Raw genomic sequence first — 17,777 nt, 5'->3', positions numbered from 1 at the left:
CCAAGACAAATCAATCAAATGTATAAACAAAAACCCCAACTCAAATAATTATGAATATAGGATTACCATTTGAAAATATGCATATCAGATTACTGCTATTAATCTCATCCAAAAATAATATTATTTTTGTTAATTTATATCAAAAGTGTAACATTTATTTTATCGATTAACCGTACTAAATCACTGATAAAAAGCATGTTTATGCTTTGTTTTTTAATATACAAGGGCTTTATCTAAAAAACGTAAAAAGCATTATTAATTTTAAAGGCGTTTAATCTATTCTAATTATCAATAAACAATAGTTATAGTAATCGCCTTACAAAATTTAAGACACCAACTTTTTTAATAAGTCACTTATAAAAAATATTTTTTTATACATACGATATAACCACGTCATTAGTTTTATAAAATTTAATATAATTATATTTGTAGCTACTAAAATAACTATGAGTTTTAAAAAAGAAATCAATAGACGACGTACATTCGGTATCATATCACATCCAGATGCAGGTAAAACTACTTTAACCGAAAAACTATTATTATTTGGAGGTGCAATCCAAGAAGCTGGTGCTGTAAAAAGCAACAAAATAAAAAAAGGAGCGACTAGTGACTTTATGGAGATTGAACGTCAACGTGGTATTAGTGTGGCAACTTCTGTTTTAGCATTTGAATATGATGGTATAAAAATTAATATTCTTGACACACCTGGTCACAAGGATTTTGCTGAAGATACATTTAGAACACTTACTGCTGTAGATAGTGTTATAGTGGTTATTGATGTTGCTAAAGGTGTTGAGGAGCAGACTGAAAAGCTCGTTGAAGTTTGTAGGATGCGTAACATCCCAATGATTGTTTTCATTAACAAAATGGATCGAGAAGGTAAGGACGCTTTTGACCTTTTAGATGAAATAGAACAAAAATTAGGTTTACGTGTTGTACCGTTAAGTTTCCCTATTGGAATGGGTTATGACTTCAAAGGAATCTACAATATTTGGGAAAAGAATCTTAATTTATTTAGTGGAGACAGCCGAAAAGATATTGAAGAAACTATAGAGATCAATGATTTAGCATCTCCTGAACTAGATGAATTGGTTGGAGAAAAAGCTGCTCAAACACTTAGAGATGAAATTGAATTAGTTGATGGTATTTATCCACAATTTGATAAAGATGAATACCTCAATGGTGAACTACAACCTGTGTTTTTTGGATCTGCTTTAAATAATTTTGGAGTGCGTGAATTATTAGACTGCTTTGTTGAGATTGCTCCAAAACCAAGACCTAAACACAGTGAAGAACGATTAGTTAAGCCTGATGAAGATACATTTAGTGGGTTTGTCTTTAAGATTCATGCAAATATGGATCCTAATCATAGAAATAGATTGGCCTTTATTAAGATAGTATCAGGTGAATTTAAAAGAAACACTCAATATCTTCATGTAAGGCATAATAAAAAACTGAAATTTTCAAGTCCAAATGCATTTTTTGCTGAAAAGAAAGAAATTGTAGATATATCTTATCCAGGTGATATTGTTGGATTACAAGACACAGGAAACTTTAAGATTGGAGATACGCTTACTGAAGGAGAAATTCTTAATTATAAAGGAGTACCTAGTTTTTCTCCAGAACATTTTAGATACATCAATAATGCAGACCCTTTAAAATCTAAACAATTGAATAAAGGAATTGACCAATTAATGGATGAAGGTGTTGCTCAGTTATTTACATTAGAACTTAATGGTAGAAAAGTAATTGGTACTGTTGGAGCATTACAATATGAAGTTATTCAATATCGTTTAGAACATGAATATGGTGCAAAATGTACTTATGAAAATTTAAATGTACACAAAGCTTGCTGGATTGAAACCGATGATAAAAAGAGCGAAGAATACAAAGAATTCTTGAGAGTGAAACAACGATTTTTAGCTAAAGATAAAAGTGGACAACTTGTGTTTTTAGCAGATTCTCCATTTTCATTACAGATGACACAACAGAAATATAAGAGTATCAAATTTCATAATACTTCAGAATTTGATTAAAAATACTGGTTAATTTTGTGTCATTCGTCAAAAATTCTCAATATAATTTGTTTTTCATCGATGTTTAACTACATTTAAACGTTGATTAAGTTGCGATAACGTTTTAGTTATCAAAATTTAAAACAGATTAAACCCCAAAATTGATCTACTTATGAAAACTAATCCTAACGTTTTCAGTAATAATGATATTACTGTTACCTACAACCCGTGCAACTGCATTAACGCAGGGCGATGTGCCAAAGAACTTTCTAATGTTTTTAGACAATCTGTTATACCTTGGATTGATTTGGAAGCTGCTTCTACTAAAAAAATCATTAAACAAGTAAAAAAATGTCCTTCTGGTGCGTTGCAATTTCACGTTAAGCAAGAAGTTGCTTAATTCGCTAATTTTGGTTAACACACTATTTATGGAATCCATTTTTATGAAAACAAAATTTTTATCTATTGAAAAATAATGGTAAATAAAAAAGCCTTGATACCGCGAAGCATCGTTACAAGGCTTTTTTTATGTTTAATCCATTGACCTAAAATTTAAAAATTGTTTAAAAAATCCTAGAGTACTTCAGTATAATTAAAAACTAAGGCATTTTTTAGTTTAAATTATTATGCTTGACCTGTAGGTCCAAAATTAAGTGGGATTGGTGGCTGCTCATAATCTTTGATTTCACCATGAGCTTTTTCAAATCGTTTTATATTGTCACCTAATGCTTTTAATAATCGTTTAGCATGTTGTGGTGTTAAAATAATTCTAGACTTCACTTTGCTTTTTGGAGTTCCAGGCATGATGCTTACAAAATCTACTACGAACTCAGATACTGAATGATTTATTATAGCTAGATTAGAATACGTTCCTTCTGCTATTTTTTCATCTAATTCGATGTTAATTCCTGGTTTCTTATTTTTATTTTCTTCTGCCATGATATGCTTATTAATATTTCCGTAGAAAAGGAAATATGGTTTATAATTAAATTTTATTAAAAAAGCCTTCTAGTATTATATACAAGAAGGCTTTTATTATTATAGATTTCTGAATTAAAACTATTAGTTGTAATTCATTTCCTCTTTTGCTTTCATCATTTCATTGAATTCTGCTTTAGAACCTACAATGATGTTATCAAATTTTCTAACACCTGTTCCTGCTGGAATTCTATGACCAACGATTACATTTTCTTTCAATCCTTCAAGATCATCAATCTTACCATTTACAGCTGCTTCGTTAAGAACTTTTGTAGTTTCTTGGAACGATGCTGCAGAGATAAATGATTTTGTCTGTAATGATGCTCTTGTAATACCTTGTAAGATTGGAGTTGCAGTTGCTGGTTGCGCTTCACGTGCAGTTACCAACTCCTTATCCTCTCTACGAAGTATTGAGTTTTCGTCTCTTAACTCTCTTGAAGTTAATACTTGACCTAGTTTTAAATTCTTAGAATCTCCTACTTCTTCAACAACTTTCAATCCGAAAATCTTATCATTCTCTTCAATGAAATCTGCTTTATGAGCTAGTTGATCTTCTAAGAAAATTGTATCACCAGAATCAATGATTCTAACTTTACGCATCATCTGTCTTACAACAACCTCAAAGTGCTTATCATTAATCTTCACACCTTGTAAACGATATACTTCTTGTACTTCATTTACTAAATATTGTTGTACTGCAGCTGGACCTTTGATATTTAAAATATCGTTAGGCGTAATAGAACCATCAGATAAAGGCATACAAGCTTTTACATAATCATTTTCTTGAACAAGAATTTGATTAGATAATTTCACTAAGTATTTCTTAACCTCACCAAGCTTAGACTCAATGATAATCTCACGGTTACCTCTTTTAATTTTACCAAAAGAAACAACACCATCAATCGCACTTACTACAGCAGGATTAGAAGGGTTACGAGCTTCAAATAATTCTGTTACACGAGGCAAACCTCCAGTAATATCACCAGCTTTAGAAGATTTACGAGGAATTTTAACTAAGACTTTACCAATCTTAATTTTCTCTCCATCATCAATCATAATGTGTGCACCTACTGGTAAGTTGTAAGAACGAATTGCTTCGCCTTTACCATCTTCAACAATAAGAGTAGGAATTAATTTCTTATTTCTAGACTCTGAAATTACTTTCTCTTGGAATCCAGTTTGTTCATCAATTTCCACTTGATAAGTAACACCTTGCTCGATGTTTTCATATCTTACTTTACCAGCAAACTCTGAAATAATTACACCGTTATATGGATCCCATTCACAAATTACAGCACCTGCTTTTACTTTTGCACCTGGTTTAATATAGATGAAAGATCCGTAAGGGATGTTATTTGTACTTAATGTGATACCAGTTTTAGCATCTACTAATTTTAATTCTGAAGTTCTAGATATAACAATATCAACTTCTTTACCTTCTTTATCAGTACCCTTAACAATTTTAAGGTCTTCTATTTCAGCAACACCATCAAATTTAACTGTTAATTTATTTTCTTCGGAAATGTTACCTGCAACACCACCTACGTGGAATGTACGTAAAGTAAGCTGAGTACCTGGTTCTCCAATTGATTGTGCAGCAACTACACCAACAGCTTCACCTCTTTGTACCATTTTACCTGTCGCTAAATTACGACCGTAACATTTTGAACAAATACCTTTCTTAGCCTCACAAGTTAATGCAGAACGTACTTCTACAGCATCTAATGGAGACGCTTGAATACGCTTAGCAATATCGTCATGAATATGACCACCTGCTTCAACTAATAACTCTTCAGTAATTGGGTCATACACATCATTTAATGACGTACGACCAACAATTCTAGCCTCAAGAGTTTCTATAACTTCTTCGTTTTTCTTTAAAGATTTAACTTCAATACCTCTTAATGTTCCACAATCTTCAGTGTAGATAATAACATCTTGAGATACATCAACTAAACGACGTGTTAAGTAACCTGCATCTGCAGTTTTAAGTGCTGTATCGGCAAGACCTTTACGTGCACCGTGAGTAGAGATAAAGTAATCTAAAATTGAAAGACCTTCCTTAAAGTTAGAAAGAATTGGATTTTCAATAATTTCACCACCACCTGCGTTAGATTTCTTAGGTTTAGCCATTAATCCACGCATACCTGTTAACTGACGAATCTGTTCTTTAGATCCACGAGCTCCAGAATCAAGCATCATAAACACCGAGTTGAAACCTTGTTGATCTTCACGAATACGCTTCATTGACAATTCTGTCAATTCAGCATTTGTTGAAGTCCAAATATCAATAACTTGGTTATAACGTTCGTTATTTGTAATAAGCCCCATGTTATAGTTACTCTTAATACCATCAACTAAGGTGTTAGCCTTATCAATCATACCTTGTTTTTCCGCAGGAATAATAATATCACCTAAACTAAATGATAAACCACCTTGGAATGCAAACTTATATCCTTGAGTTTTAATTTCATCTAAGAAAGCAGCTGTTTCAGGAACACTAGTCTTTTTAAGAATACCATGAATAATATCTCTTAATGATTTCTTAGTCAATACTTCATTTATATAACCTGCTGCAGCTGGAACTTTTTCGTTAAAAAGTACACGACCAACAGTAGTTTCAATAATTTGAGTAGTTAACTCTCCTTCTTCATTAAAATCTTGAGTTCTAACTTTAATACCAGCATTTAATTCTACTTTCTTTTCGTTGTAAGCAATTGTTACTTCCTTTGGAGAATAGAATGTTAAGCCTTCACCAATAACTTTATAATTATCTGAAGATATTCTGTGCTTAGTCATATAATAAAGACCAAGTACCATATCCTGAGAAGGTACAGTTACTGGAGCACCATTTGCTGGGTTTAAGATATTATGAGATGCCAACATTAATAATTGACATTCTAAAATAGCTTCTGGTCCAAGTGGCAAGTGAACTGCCATTTGATCACCATCAAAATCGGCATTAAATGCAGTACACACTAATGGGTGTAACTGGATTGCTTTCCCTTCAATTAATTTTGGTTGGAAAGCTTGAATACCAAGTCTGTGTAATGTAGGAGCACGATTTAAAAGAACTGGATGTCCTTTTAAAACATTCTCTAAGATATCCCAAACAACAGGCTCTTTTCTATCTATAATTTTCTTTGCAGATTTTACAGTTTTTACAATTCCTCTTTCAATTAGTTTTCTAATAACAAAAGGTTTGTATAATTCTGCTGCCATATCTTTTGGCAACCCACATTCAAATAATTTTAATTCTGGTCCAACGACAATTACAGAACGTGCAGAATAATCAACACGCTTACCAAGTAAGTTTTGACGAAAACGTCCTTGCTTACCTTTAAGTGAATCTGATAATGATTTTAATGGTCTGTTAGAATCTGTTTTTACTGCAGAAGCTTTACGTGTATTATCAAATAATGAATCTACAGATTCTTGTAACATACGTTTTTCATTACGTAAAATAACTTCTGGAGCTTTGATTTCAACTAAACGCTTTAAACGGTTGTTACGAATAATAACACGACGATAAAGATCATTTAAATCTGAAGTTGCAAAACGTCCACCATCTAAAGGCACTAAAGGTCTTAATTCTGGCGGAATGATTGGAATAGCCTTCATAATCATCCACTCAGGTCTATTCTCTCTATTTTTATTAGAATCTCTAAACGCTTCAACTACTTGCAAACGTTTTAACGCTTCAGTTTTACGTTGCTTAGAAGTTTCTGTGTTTGCTTTGTGACGTAATTCAAATGATAAATCATCTAAATCGATTCTTGATAATAAATCGATTAAACACTCAGCTCCCATTTTAGCAATAAACTTATTAGGATCTGTATCATCTAAATGTCTATTTTCCTGCGGAAGACCTTCCATGATATTTAGATACTCTTCTTCTGTTAAGAAATCAAGTTTCTGTAATGGATCACCTTCAACATTTTTGGCAACACCTGGTTGAATTACTACATAGCGTTCGTAATAGATAATCATATCTAAACGCTTAGAAGGTAAACCAAGTAAATAACCAATTTTATTTGGTAACGAACGGAAATACCAGATATGAGCAACTGGCACAACAAGGTTGATGTGTCCTACTCTATCACGACGTACTTTCTTTTCGGTTACTTCAACACCACAACGGTCACAAACAATACCTTTGTAACGTATTCTTTTATATTTACCACAAGCACATTCAAAATCCTTCACAGGACCAAAAATACGCTCACAAAATAAACCATCACGTTCTGGTTTATGTGTTCGATAATTAATAGTTTCTGGTTTTAAAACTTCTCCACGAGATGCTCCTAAAACAGACTCTGGTGATGCTAAACCAATAGAAATTTTGCTAAATTTCTGTATTATATTCTTATCTTGTCTTCTTGCCATTTTTTATGGTTCTAACAATTATTTAATTATTTTTTTGCGATTGGATTTGTAAAGGACAAGTCAAAACTTGTCCCTACGAAACTAATCTTCCAATCTAATATCTAATCCTAATCCTTTCAATTCGTGCATAAGTACGTTGAAAGATTCAGGTAGTCCTGGTTCTGGCATTGGCTCTCCTTTTACGATTGCTTCGTAAGTTTTAGCTCTACCTATAACATCATCAGATTTTACTGTTAAGATTTCACGTAATGTTGCTGAAGCTCCATATGCTTCAAGTGCCCAAACTTCCATCTCTCCAAAACGCTGACCACCAAACTGTGCTTTACCACCTAATGGTTGTTGTGTAATTAATGAGTATGGTCCAATTGAACGTGCATGCATCTTATCATCAATCATGTGACCTAACTTAATCATGTAAATCACACCTACTGTTGCTGGTTGATCAAAACGATCTCCTGTTCCACCATCATATAAGTATGTATGACCAAATCTTGGTACACCTGCTTCATCTGTAAACTCGTTGATTTGGTCTAGAGTTGCACCATCAAAAATTGGAGTCGCATATGTACGTCCTAATTTTTGTCCAGCCCAACCAAGAACAGTTTCATAAATCTGACCGATGTTCATACGAGATGGTACACCTAACGGATTTAATACAATATCAACAGGAGTTCCATCTTCTAAGAAAGGCATATCTTCTTGACGAACAATACGAGCAACAATACCTTTGTTACCGTGACGTCCTGCCATTTTATCACCAACTTTTAATTTACGTTTTTTAGCAACATAAACTTTAGCCAATTTGATAATACCTGCTGGTAACTCATCACCTACAGAAATTGTAAACTTCTCACGACGTAATGAACCTTGAAGGTCATTTTCTTTAATTTTATAGTTGTGAATTAAATCTGCAACTAGAGAATTTAAATGGTCATCAGTAGTCCAAACTCCTGAAGTTAAATGCGCATAATCATCAACAGAGTTTAACATTTTAAGTGTATATTTCTTTCCCTTCGGAATTATTTCTTCACCTAAATCGTTATAAATACCTTGAGCAGTTTTACCATTTACAAGTGCAAATAATTTTTCAACTAAAACAGCTTGTAAATCATCAAACTTCTTATAATAGATATTTTCTAATGCTTCAATATCTTCTTTATCTTTTGCTCTCTTACGTTTATCTTTGATTGCTCTTGAGAATAATTTTTTCTCAATAACGACACCATGTAATGATGGAGATGCTTTTAAAGATGCATCTTTTACATCACCTGCTTTATCTCCAAAGATGGCACGTAATAGTTTTTCTTCTGGTGTAGGGTCAGATTCTCCTTTTGGTGTAATCTTACCAATTAGAATATCACCTGGCTTAATCTCTGCACCAATTCTAATCATACCATTTTCATCAAGGTCTTTTGTTGCCTCTTCTGAAACGTTAGGAATATCATTAGTTAATTCTTCGTTACCTAATTTGGTATCTCTAACATCTAATGAATACTCATCTATATGAATAGATGTAAATATATCGTCACGAACTACTTTTTCTGAAATTACAATTGCATCCTCAAAGTTGTAACCTTTCCATGGCATAAATGCTACTTTCATGTTACGACCTAATGCTAATTCTCCTTTTTCAGTAGCATAACCTTGACAAAGTACTTGTCCTTTTTTAACCTTATCACCTTTCTCAACGATTGGTTTTAAGTTAATAGATGTACCTTGATTAGTTTTTCTAAATTTAACTAATGGATATGTTTTGGTATCACTTTCAAAACTTACCATTGCAGCTTCTTCAGAACGCTCGTATTTTATTGTGATTTCATTGGCATCAACGTACTCAACAGTTCCATTTCCTTCAGCATTAATCAATACTCTAGAATCTTGAGCTACTTGACGCTCTAATCCTGTTCCTACAATTGGTGCTTGCGGACGTAATAAAGGTACTGCTTGACGCATCATGTTAGATCCCATTAATGCACGGTTGGCATCATCATGCTCTAAGAACGGAATCAACGATGCCGAAATAGAAGCAATTTGGTTAGGTGCAACATCTGTATAGTTCACATCTACTGGATCTATTACAGGGAAATCACCTTCTTGACGTGCAATAATCTTGTCTTCTAAGATTTTACCATTATCATCAACACGAATATTTGCTTGCGCAATTAACATGTCTTCTTCTTCTTCTGCACTTAAATATATAGGTGCATTTTTGATATCTACAACTCCGTTATCAGACTTTCTATATGGTGTTTCAATGAATCCCATTGAATTTACCTTAGCAAATACAGATAATGAAGAAATTAATCCAATGTTTGGTCCCTCAGGAGTTTCAATTGGACATAATCTTCCGTAGTGTGTATAGTGAACATCACGAACTTCGAAACCTGCTCTTTCTCTAGATAAACCTCCAGGTCCTAAAGCCGATAGACGACGCTTATGTGTAATCTCTGCTAATGGATTAGTTTGATCCATAAATTGAGATAACTGATTTGTTCCGAAGAAAGAATTAATAACTGAAGATAAGGTCTTCGCATTAATTAAATCAATTGGCGTAAATACTTCGTTATCACGAACGTTCATACGTTCACGAATAGTACGAGCCATACGTGCCAAACCAACACCAAACTGAGAAGATAATTGTTCACCAACTGTACGTACACGACGGTTAGATAGGTGATCAATATCATCAATCTCTGCTTTAGAATTGATTAACTCAATTAAATATTTGATAATTGTTATAATATCCTCTTTGGTAAGCACTTGCTTATCCATACCGATATCTAACTGTAATTTTTTATTCATTCTATAACGACCTACTTCACCTAAAGAGTAACGTTGGTCTGAGAAGAATAATTTGTCAATAATACCACGTGCTGTTTCCTCATCTGGCGGCTCAGCATTACGTAATTGACGGTAGATATGCTCAACAGCTTCTTTTTCAGAGTTTGTTGGATCTTTCTGTAATGTATTATGAATAATTGCATAATCTCCTTGTTGAGATGTTTCTTTGTGTAATAAAATAGTTTTTACACCAGCTTCAAGGATTTCTTCAATATTTTCTTTATCTATAACTGTGTCACGATCTAATACAATTTCATTACGTTCAATAGATACAACTTCTCCTGTATCTTCATCAACAAAATCTTCATGCCAAGTGTTTAATACACGAGCAGCAAGCTTTCGATCTATAACTTTTTTAAGTCCAGATTTTGATACTTTAACTTCTTCAGCAAGATCAAAAATCTCTAAAATATCTTTATCGCGTTCAAAACCGATAGCTCTGAATAATGTTGTAACAGGTAACTTTTTCTTTCTATCAATGTACGCATACATTACCTGATTGATATCTGTAGCAAATTCAATCCAAGATCCTTTAAAAGGAATAACTCTCGCAGAATATAATTTAGTACCATTCGCATGGAATGATTGACTAAAGAATACACCTGGAGATCTATGCAATTGAGAAACAACCACACGCTCTGCACCATTGATACAGAAAGTTCCACTAGGAGTCATATAAGGAATTGTTCCTAAATAAACATCTTGAACGATTGTTTCAAAGTCTTCATGTTCTGGATCTGTACAATACAGTTTTAATCGTGCTTTTAAAGGCACACTATATGTAAGTCCTCTTTCGATACATTCTTCAATTGAATATCTAGGTGGATCGATAAAATAATCCAAAAATTCTAATACGAATTGATTACGAGTATCCGTAATTGGAAAGTTTTCCATGAAGGTATTATACAACCCTTCATTTCCTCTTTGTTCTGATTTTGTCTCTAACTGGAAAAAATCCTGAAAGGATTTAATTTGAATATCCAAGAAATCTGGATATTCAGTTCTGTTTATTATGGAAGAGAAATTTAATCTTTCAGCTTTATTTGCTAACATCGATGAACGAGATTTTGATTAAAAAAATAACTAGTTTTTTTGTGTACCTTTTTTATACACAAAAGGGTTTAGGTCATTTCGAGTATACCGAAAGACCTAAACCAAAATTTGTAGGATTGTTAAGCTTACTTAAGCTCAACCTCTGCTCCTGCTTCCTCTAATTGAGTTTTTAGAGCTTCAGCTTCATCTTTAGAAACACCTTCTTTGATTGCACTTGGTGCATCATCAACTAATCCTTTTGCTTCTTTTAATCCTAAACCAGTTAATTCTTTAACTAATTTTACAACCGCTAGTTTAGAACCACCTGCTGCTTTAAGGATTACGTCGAATTCTGTTTTCTCTTCAGCAGCTTCTGCTCCTGGTCCTGCAGGTCCTGCAACTACTGCTGCTGCTGCTGGTTCGATACCATATTCGTCTTTTAATATTGTAGCTAATTCGTTAACTTCTTTTACTGTTAAATTAACTAATTGCTCTGCGAAATCTTTTAAATCTGCCATTTTCTACCGTTTTAATAATTTTAATAAAATATAATTTGTTTAAGTGCGTACTTAGTTGATTATCCTTCTTTTTCGGATAATGTTTTAAGAATACCTGCTATTGTTCCTCCACTTGATTTAAGTGCTGAAATAACATTCTTAGCTGGTGATTGTAATAATCCAATGATATCTCCAATCAATTCTTCTTTAGACTTGATATCTACTAACATGTCTAATTGATCATCACCAATGTATACTGCCTCTTCAATAAAAGCTCCTTTAAGCACAGGCTTATCAGATTTCTTACGAAAATTCTTGATTACTTTGGCTGGAGCATTTCCAGTTTCAGAATACATTATAGAAGTATTACCTTTTAAAACTGAAGGAAGTTCTCCGAAATCTCTATCAGAAGCCTCCATAGCTTTAGTTAATAATGTATTTTTTACTACGTTTAATTGTACGTTTGCTTTAAAACAAGCACGACGCAAATCTGAAGTGTTTCCTGCATTTAATCCTGAGATATCTGCTAAATAGATATTTGCATTATCTGCTAATTGAGCAGTTAACTCTTCAATTACTTGTGATTTTTCTTCTCTTGTCATAATAATAAAGATTTAACTACTTATGCGAATTTAACATCAATTGCTATACTAGGACTCATTGTACTAGACATGAATACACTTTTCATGTATACACCTTTAGAAGCAGTTGGCTTTAATTTATTTAAAGTCGTTAACAATTCCATTGCATTCTCTTCTAGTTTATCAGCACTAAATGATGCTTTACCTATTGGAGCGTGTACAATTCCTGTTTTATCAACTTTAAAATCAATTTTACCAGCTTTAACTTCTGCTACTGCTTTAGCAACATCCATAGTAACTGTTCCCGTCTTTGGGTTTGGCATAAGTCCTCTTGGACCTAATACTCTACCTAATGGGCCTAATTTACCCATGATAGATGGCATAGTAACGATAACGTCAACATCTGTCCATCCACCTTTGATTTTTTCTAGGTACTCATCTAATCCTACGTAGTCTGCTCCTGCAGCTTTAGCTTCCTCTTCTTTATCTGGAGTAACTAATGCAAGAACTTTCATATCTTTACCTGTTCCATGTGGAAGAGAAACAACTCCTCTTACCATCTGGTTAGCTTTACGAGGATCAACTCCAAGTCTTACAGCTAAATCAACAGAGGCATCAAATTTTGTATACGTAATTTCTTTTAATAATACTGAAGCTTCTTTGACAGAATATAATTTATTCTTCTCTACTTTAGCTTGAGCGTCTTTTTTGTTTTTTGTAATTGCCATTTCAAAAATTTTTTAGTTAGGTGCTTCTCCACCTTTAACTGTGATTCCCATTGATCTTGCAGTACCTGCAATCATCTTCATAGCAGATCCAATATTAAATGCATTTAAATCTTGCATTTTATCTTCTGCTATAGCTTTCACTTGATCCCAAGTTACTTTTGCTACTTTTTTTCTGTTCGGTTCACCAGATCCTTTTTTTACTTTGGCTGCTTCCAACAATTGTACCGCAGCTGGAGGAGTTTTAATAACAAAGTCGAAAGACTTGTCTTTGTAAACTGAAATTACAACTGGAAGAACTTTACCAGGCTTATCCTGAGTTCTAGCGTTGAATTGTTTACAAAATTCCATGATATTAACTCCAGCAGCTCCTAAAGCGGGTCCAACCGGTGGCGACGGATTCGCAGCACCTCCCCGAACTTGTAATTTAACTACTTTACCTAATTCTTTTGCCATTTTTAAATTTTTAGTTTTGTATCCCTTTTAATATGGAAGCAAAAAGACATACTTTCTATATATGTAACAATTATTATACTTTATCTACTTGCATATAACTTAGCTCTAAAGGTGTTTTTCTTCCGAAAATCTTAACCATAACTTCAAGTTTACGCTTTTCTTCATTTATTTTTTCAACAGTACCATCAAATCCATTAAAAGGACCATCAATTACTTTGACTGTTTCTCCAATAGTGTAAGGAATTGCCATACTAGAATCAGCTTCTACAGATAATTCATCGACTTTACCTAACATTCTATTAACTTCAGACTGTCTTAATGGCACTGGATCTCCTCCTTTTGTTTCTCCTAGGAATCCAATTACATTAGTAATAGATTTAATTATATGAGGTATTTCTCCACTTAAATTGGCCTGAATCATAATATATCCCGGAAAGTAAACACGTTCTTTATTTACTTTTTTTCCATTACGAATTTGGATAACTTTTTCTGTAGGAACTAATACTTGATCTACAAAATCTTCTAAACCTAATCTAGAAATTTCATTTTCTATATAAGCTTTGATTTTGTTTTCCTGACCACTTACAGCTCTAACAACGTACCACTTTTTATTTACATTAGTTTCAGACATTCTCTCTGTTATTTTAGTTACATTAAATTAAAGTAAGCCTTAATTACTTTACTAAAAACAGTATCAACTCCCCAAATAGCTAGTGAGAATATGATTGAAAACACAGCAACCAAAACAGTTAAACTTTGAGCCTCAGACAATGTAGGCCAAGAAACATTGTTTCTTAACTCGTCAAAAGATTCTTTTATATAATTAATAATTCCTGCCATTTGATTTAGTATTTAAACACTTAACTTTCGTCTAGTGCTAACTTTAATAGAAACGATTTTTTAGAAGCATCTAAGAAATCAAATCCCGTTTTTATTTCTTTGCACGGGTTGAGAGACTCGAACTCCCGACACCTGGTTTTGGAGACCAGTGCTCTACCAACTGAGCTAAACCCGTAAATATTAATCAAGGCATCTTGTAAAAACAAGACACCTTAATCAATATTTATATAATAAATATTTAGTCTAAAATCTCAGTAACCTGACCAGCACCTACTGTTCTACCACCTTCACGGATTGCGAAACGTAAACCAACGTTCATTGCAATTGCTTGAATTAAATCAACAGTGATTGTAAGGTTATCTCCAGGCATTACCATTTCAACTCCATCAGGAAGCATAATGTTTCCTGTTACATCAGTTGTACGTACGTAAAACTGTGGACGATAATTATTATGGAATGGAGTATGACGTCCACCTTCTTCTTTTTTCAATACGTAAACCTCAGCTTTAAATTTAGCATGTGGAGTTACAGAACCTGGCTTACAGATTACCATTCCTCTAGAGATTTGAGATTTTTCAATACCTCTTAATAAGATACCAGCATTATCACCAGCCTCACCTCTATCTAAAATTTGACGGAACATTTCAATACCTGTAATAGTAGATGTTAATTTCTCAGCACCCATACCAATGATCTCAACTGGATCACCTGTATTACCAACACCAGTTTCGATACGACCTGTAGCAACAGTTCCACGACCTGTAATTGAAAACACATCTTCAATAGGCATTAAAAATGGTTTATCCATATCACGTACTGGCTCTTCAATCCATTCATCAACAGACTTCATTAATTCCAATACACTATCTACCCATTTTTGCTCACCGTTAAGTGCACCTAAAGCAGAACCAGCTATTACAGGTCCATTATCACCATCATACTGATAGAATGATAATAAATCTCTAATTTCCATTTCTACTAATTCTAATAATTCTTCATCATCAACCATATCCACTTTATTCATGAATACAACCATACGAGGAATTCCTACCTGACGACCTAAAAGGATATGCTCACGTGTTTGTGGCATAGGACCATCTGTCGCAGCAACTACTAAAATTGCACCATCCATTTGAGCAGCACCAGTTACCATGTTCTTTACGTAATCGGCGTGACCTGGACAGTCAACGTGAGCGTAATGACGATTTGCTGTTGCGTATTCAACATGCGAAGTATTAATTGTTATACCTCTTTCTTTCTCTTCTGGAGCGTTATCAATTTGATCAAATGATCTTGCTTCAGAAAAACCTGCATCAGCTAATACTTTAGTAATAGCAGCAGTTAAAGTTGTTTTACCGTGATCTACGTGTCCAATAGTACCTATGTTAAGGTGTGGTTTTGAACGATCGAAAGTTGCCTTTGCCATGTTTAATTTATTTATTCTTAATTTATATTAGTATTCAATTTTATTCTTTATTCACAAAAAAAAAGAGCCAATGACGAGAATTGAACTCGTGACCTCTTCCTTACCAAGGAAACGCTCTACCCCTGAGCTACACCGGCTTTAAAGGTTGTAAGCTAAACAGAAACGTTTACTTAAAACTAAAATTTAATTTAGTTAGAGCGAGAGACCGGGTTCGAACCGGCGACATTCAGCTTGGAAGGCTGACGCTCTACCAACTGAGCTACTCTCGCATTTTTTAACCATCTTACAAGTTAAAGGTTTCAATATTTCAAAATAGATTGGTAATCCAATCCAAAATAATTTTTGAACGCAGTTTTACAAAAAAACTGAAAACTGCGCTTAAAAACAAATTGTGGGGAGAGCAGGATTCGAACCTGCGAAGACGTAGTCAGCAGATTTACAGTCTGCCCTCGTTGGCCGCTTGAGTATCTCCCCAATTTTAAAGAACTTTGCTAAAAACAACTTTCGTTTTCTTAGACTTTTTTTAGAGCCGATGGAGGGACTCGAACCCACGACCTGCTGATTACAAATCAGCTGCTCTAGCCAGCTGAGCTACATCGGCTTTTCTATAACTTTTTCGTTATAAAAAAAGTCCGCTATTTCTAACGGACTGCAAATGTAAAGATTTATTTATTTATTCAAAACATTTTTTGAAAAATTTTATCACATATGTGCTCTTAATTTTTCTTTTCTACGTTTTAACTGCCTTTCAAGCGATGAAATAGCCATATCTGCCCCTTCTTCAAAAGTTTTGCATTGTTTTTTCACAATAAAACTGTCTCCAGGCACTTTTACTCGTGCTTCAAAAACTTTATTTTCCTTATCACTAGTGTTTTCGACCTTTAAATACACGTCAGATTGTATGACTTTATCATAAAACAAATCTAATTTATCCATACGTGTTTGAATAAAGTCTATTAATTTTTTATCTGCATTAAAATTTACAGCTTGTGTGTTTACCTTCATATTCGTTCTTTTATAGGTTAGCAAAAAATTATTTTTTACTTCTTGGATGTGTATTTGAATACACTTTTTTTAATTCGGCTATACTATTATGAGTATAAATTTGAGTTGCTGCTAAACTTGAATGTCCAAGAAGTTCTTTTACAGCGTTTAAATTTGCACCTTGATTAAGTAAATGCGTCGCAAAAGAGTGCCTCAATATATGCGGACTTCTTTTTACTTTACTAGATACCTTACTAAAGTAGTCATTTATAATTCTGTACACAAGAGTTTCATAAATTTTAACCCCTTTTTTTGTTAAAAACAAATAAGGATTATCTACTATTAGTTCTAATTTATTTCTTTGAGTTAAATATGTTTCTAATGTTTTTGTTACTGAATCTAACAATGGAATTAGTCGTTCTTTGTTTCGCTTACCAAGTACTTTTAATACCTTATTTGACTTATCAACATCAGAAATTTTAAGCTGTACGAGTTCTATACGACGTATTCCGGTTGCATAGAACAATTCTATAATTAATCGGTTTCTTAAACCTTCAAAGTCTGTTACAGAATTAAGTTCTTCTATTACTTGTTGCATTTCGGTTTCTGAAAACGGTACTTGAACTTTTTTACTCACTTTTAAAGCTTTATGCTTATTTAAAGGGTTTACAGTAATAGTATTTGTTTTTAAAAGAAACTTAAAATAAGTATTGAGAGATGATGTTTTTCTGTTTATAGTTCGATTTGAGATACCGCTTTCAACTAAACTAACAATCCAATTTCTTATTTGTTGATAGTTGACATCGTCTATAGTGTCTGATTGAAATTCTGATTCAACGAATTTTCGAAATGCTTCTAAATCGGTTAAATAAGCTTTCAGCGTTAGCTTTGAATAGTTTTTCTCTAGGAAGAGATAATCTGAAAATGCTTTAAATGACATGTTTTATGTTTCCGAAGTAATAATTCGTACGAATTTAAAAGTACAACCTTTTTAATTATCTATTTCAGTAAAGAAC

14 protein-coding genes and 5 tRNA genes are annotated in these 17,777 nt (G+C 33.2%); 2 read left to right on the top strand and 17 right to left on the bottom strand.

Features of this window, described 5'->3' with window-relative positions:
* The first annotated feature begins 446 nt into the window (after window positions 1-446).
* Together IM744_RS19505 and IM744_RS19500 are read left to right on the top strand one after the other, a co-directional pair.
* Complete coding sequence (locus IM744_RS19505) at window positions 447-2,036, top strand: peptide chain release factor 3 (protein WP_194509858.1); 1,590 nt, start codon at window positions 447-449, stop codon at window positions 2,034-2,036.
* 151 nt (window positions 2,037-2,187) lie between these two features.
* Window positions 2,188-2,415, top strand: a complete 228-nt coding sequence (locus IM744_RS19500) for a (4Fe-4S)-binding protein (protein ID WP_194509857.1) — start codon at window positions 2,188-2,190, stop codon at window positions 2,413-2,415.
* A gap of 224 nt (window positions 2,416-2,639) precedes the next feature.
* On the opposite strand, the gene IM744_RS19495 is transcribed toward IM744_RS19500, so the two are convergent.
* The 17 genes from IM744_RS19495 to IM744_RS19415 form a co-directional block, all read right to left on the bottom strand.
* Window positions 2,640-2,954, bottom strand: coding sequence for a DUF3467 domain-containing protein (locus IM744_RS19495; RefSeq protein WP_194509856.1), 315 nt, complete (start codon window positions 2,952-2,954; stop codon window positions 2,640-2,642).
* A 123-nt stretch (window positions 2,955-3,077) separates the two neighbouring features.
* Window positions 3,078-7,379, bottom strand: coding sequence for a DNA-directed RNA polymerase subunit beta' (gene rpoC, locus IM744_RS19490; RefSeq protein WP_194509855.1), 4,302 nt, complete (start codon window positions 7,377-7,379; stop codon window positions 3,078-3,080).
* Between the two features lie 81 nt (window positions 7,380-7,460).
* Complete coding sequence (gene rpoB, locus IM744_RS19485) at window positions 7,461-11,273, bottom strand: DNA-directed RNA polymerase subunit beta (protein WP_194509854.1); 3,813 nt, start codon at window positions 11,271-11,273, stop codon at window positions 7,461-7,463.
* A 125-nt stretch (window positions 11,274-11,398) separates the two neighbouring features.
* Entirely contained in the window at window positions 11,399-11,770 is a 372-nt protein-coding gene (gene rplL, locus IM744_RS19480) for a 50S ribosomal protein L7/L12 (protein WP_194509853.1), read from the bottom strand.
* Window positions 11,771-11,829: 59 nt separating this feature from the next.
* Window positions 11,830-12,351 carry a 50S ribosomal protein L10 gene (gene rplJ, locus IM744_RS19475; RefSeq protein WP_194509852.1) on the bottom strand — a complete coding sequence of 174 codons (522 nt, stop codon included), beginning with the start codon at window positions 12,349-12,351 and terminating at the stop codon, window positions 11,830-11,832.
* A gap of 20 nt (window positions 12,352-12,371) precedes the next feature.
* Window positions 12,372-13,058, bottom strand: coding sequence for a 50S ribosomal protein L1 (gene rplA, locus IM744_RS19470; protein ID WP_194509851.1), 687 nt, complete (start codon window positions 13,056-13,058; stop codon window positions 12,372-12,374).
* A 12-nt stretch (window positions 13,059-13,070) separates the two neighbouring features.
* Window positions 13,071-13,511 carry a 50S ribosomal protein L11 gene (gene rplK, locus IM744_RS19465; protein ID WP_194509850.1) on the bottom strand — a complete coding sequence of 147 codons (441 nt, stop codon included), beginning with the start codon at window positions 13,509-13,511 and terminating at the stop codon, window positions 13,071-13,073.
* Between the two features lie 73 nt (window positions 13,512-13,584).
* Complete coding sequence (gene nusG / locus IM744_RS19460) at window positions 13,585-14,142, bottom strand: transcription termination/antitermination protein NusG (RefSeq protein ID WP_194509849.1); 558 nt, start codon at window positions 14,140-14,142, stop codon at window positions 13,585-13,587.
* 17 nt (window positions 14,143-14,159) lie between these two features.
* Window positions 14,160-14,351 (bottom strand): preprotein translocase subunit SecE, encoded by a 192-nt coding sequence (gene secE / locus IM744_RS19455; protein WP_194509848.1) that lies wholly within the window; start codon window positions 14,349-14,351, stop codon window positions 14,160-14,162.
* A 102-nt stretch (window positions 14,352-14,453) separates the two neighbouring features.
* Window positions 14,454-14,526, bottom strand: a tRNA-Trp gene (locus IM744_RS19450).
* Window positions 14,527-14,589: 63 nt separating this feature from the next.
* On the bottom strand, window positions 14,590-15,777 hold the full coding sequence (gene tuf, locus IM744_RS19445; RefSeq protein WP_194509847.1) for an elongation factor Tu: 1,188 nt from the start codon (window positions 15,775-15,777) through the stop codon (window positions 14,590-14,592).
* A gap of 65 nt (window positions 15,778-15,842) precedes the next feature.
* Window positions 15,843-15,914, bottom strand: a tRNA-Thr gene (locus IM744_RS19440).
* Between the two features lie 59 nt (window positions 15,915-15,973).
* Window positions 15,974-16,046 (bottom strand) — tRNA-Gly (locus IM744_RS19435).
* Window positions 16,047-16,169: 123 nt separating this feature from the next.
* Window positions 16,170-16,251, bottom strand: a tRNA-Tyr gene (locus IM744_RS19430).
* A 53-nt stretch (window positions 16,252-16,304) separates the two neighbouring features.
* A tRNA-Thr gene (locus IM744_RS19425) sits at window positions 16,305-16,378 on the bottom strand.
* Window positions 16,379-16,479: 101 nt separating this feature from the next.
* On the bottom strand, window positions 16,480-16,782 hold the full coding sequence (hpf, locus tag IM744_RS19420; protein WP_194509846.1) for a ribosome hibernation-promoting factor, HPF/YfiA family: 303 nt from the start codon (window positions 16,780-16,782) through the stop codon (window positions 16,480-16,482).
* Window positions 16,783-16,810: 28 nt separating this feature from the next.
* Window positions 16,811-17,701 carry a tyrosine-type recombinase/integrase gene (locus tag IM744_RS19415; RefSeq protein WP_194509845.1) on the bottom strand — a complete coding sequence of 297 codons (891 nt, stop codon included), beginning with the start codon at window positions 17,699-17,701 and terminating at the stop codon, window positions 16,811-16,813.
* Between the last annotated feature and the right edge of the window lie 76 nt (window positions 17,702-17,777).

Source organism: Psychroserpens luteus (assembly GCF_015319355.1).
Lineage (GTDB): Bacteria > Bacteroidota > Bacteroidia > Flavobacteriales > Flavobacteriaceae > Psychroserpens > Psychroserpens luteus.
The sequence above is the reverse complement of the archived record's forward strand: the minus strand, read 5'-3'. Positions and strand labels throughout refer to the sequence as shown.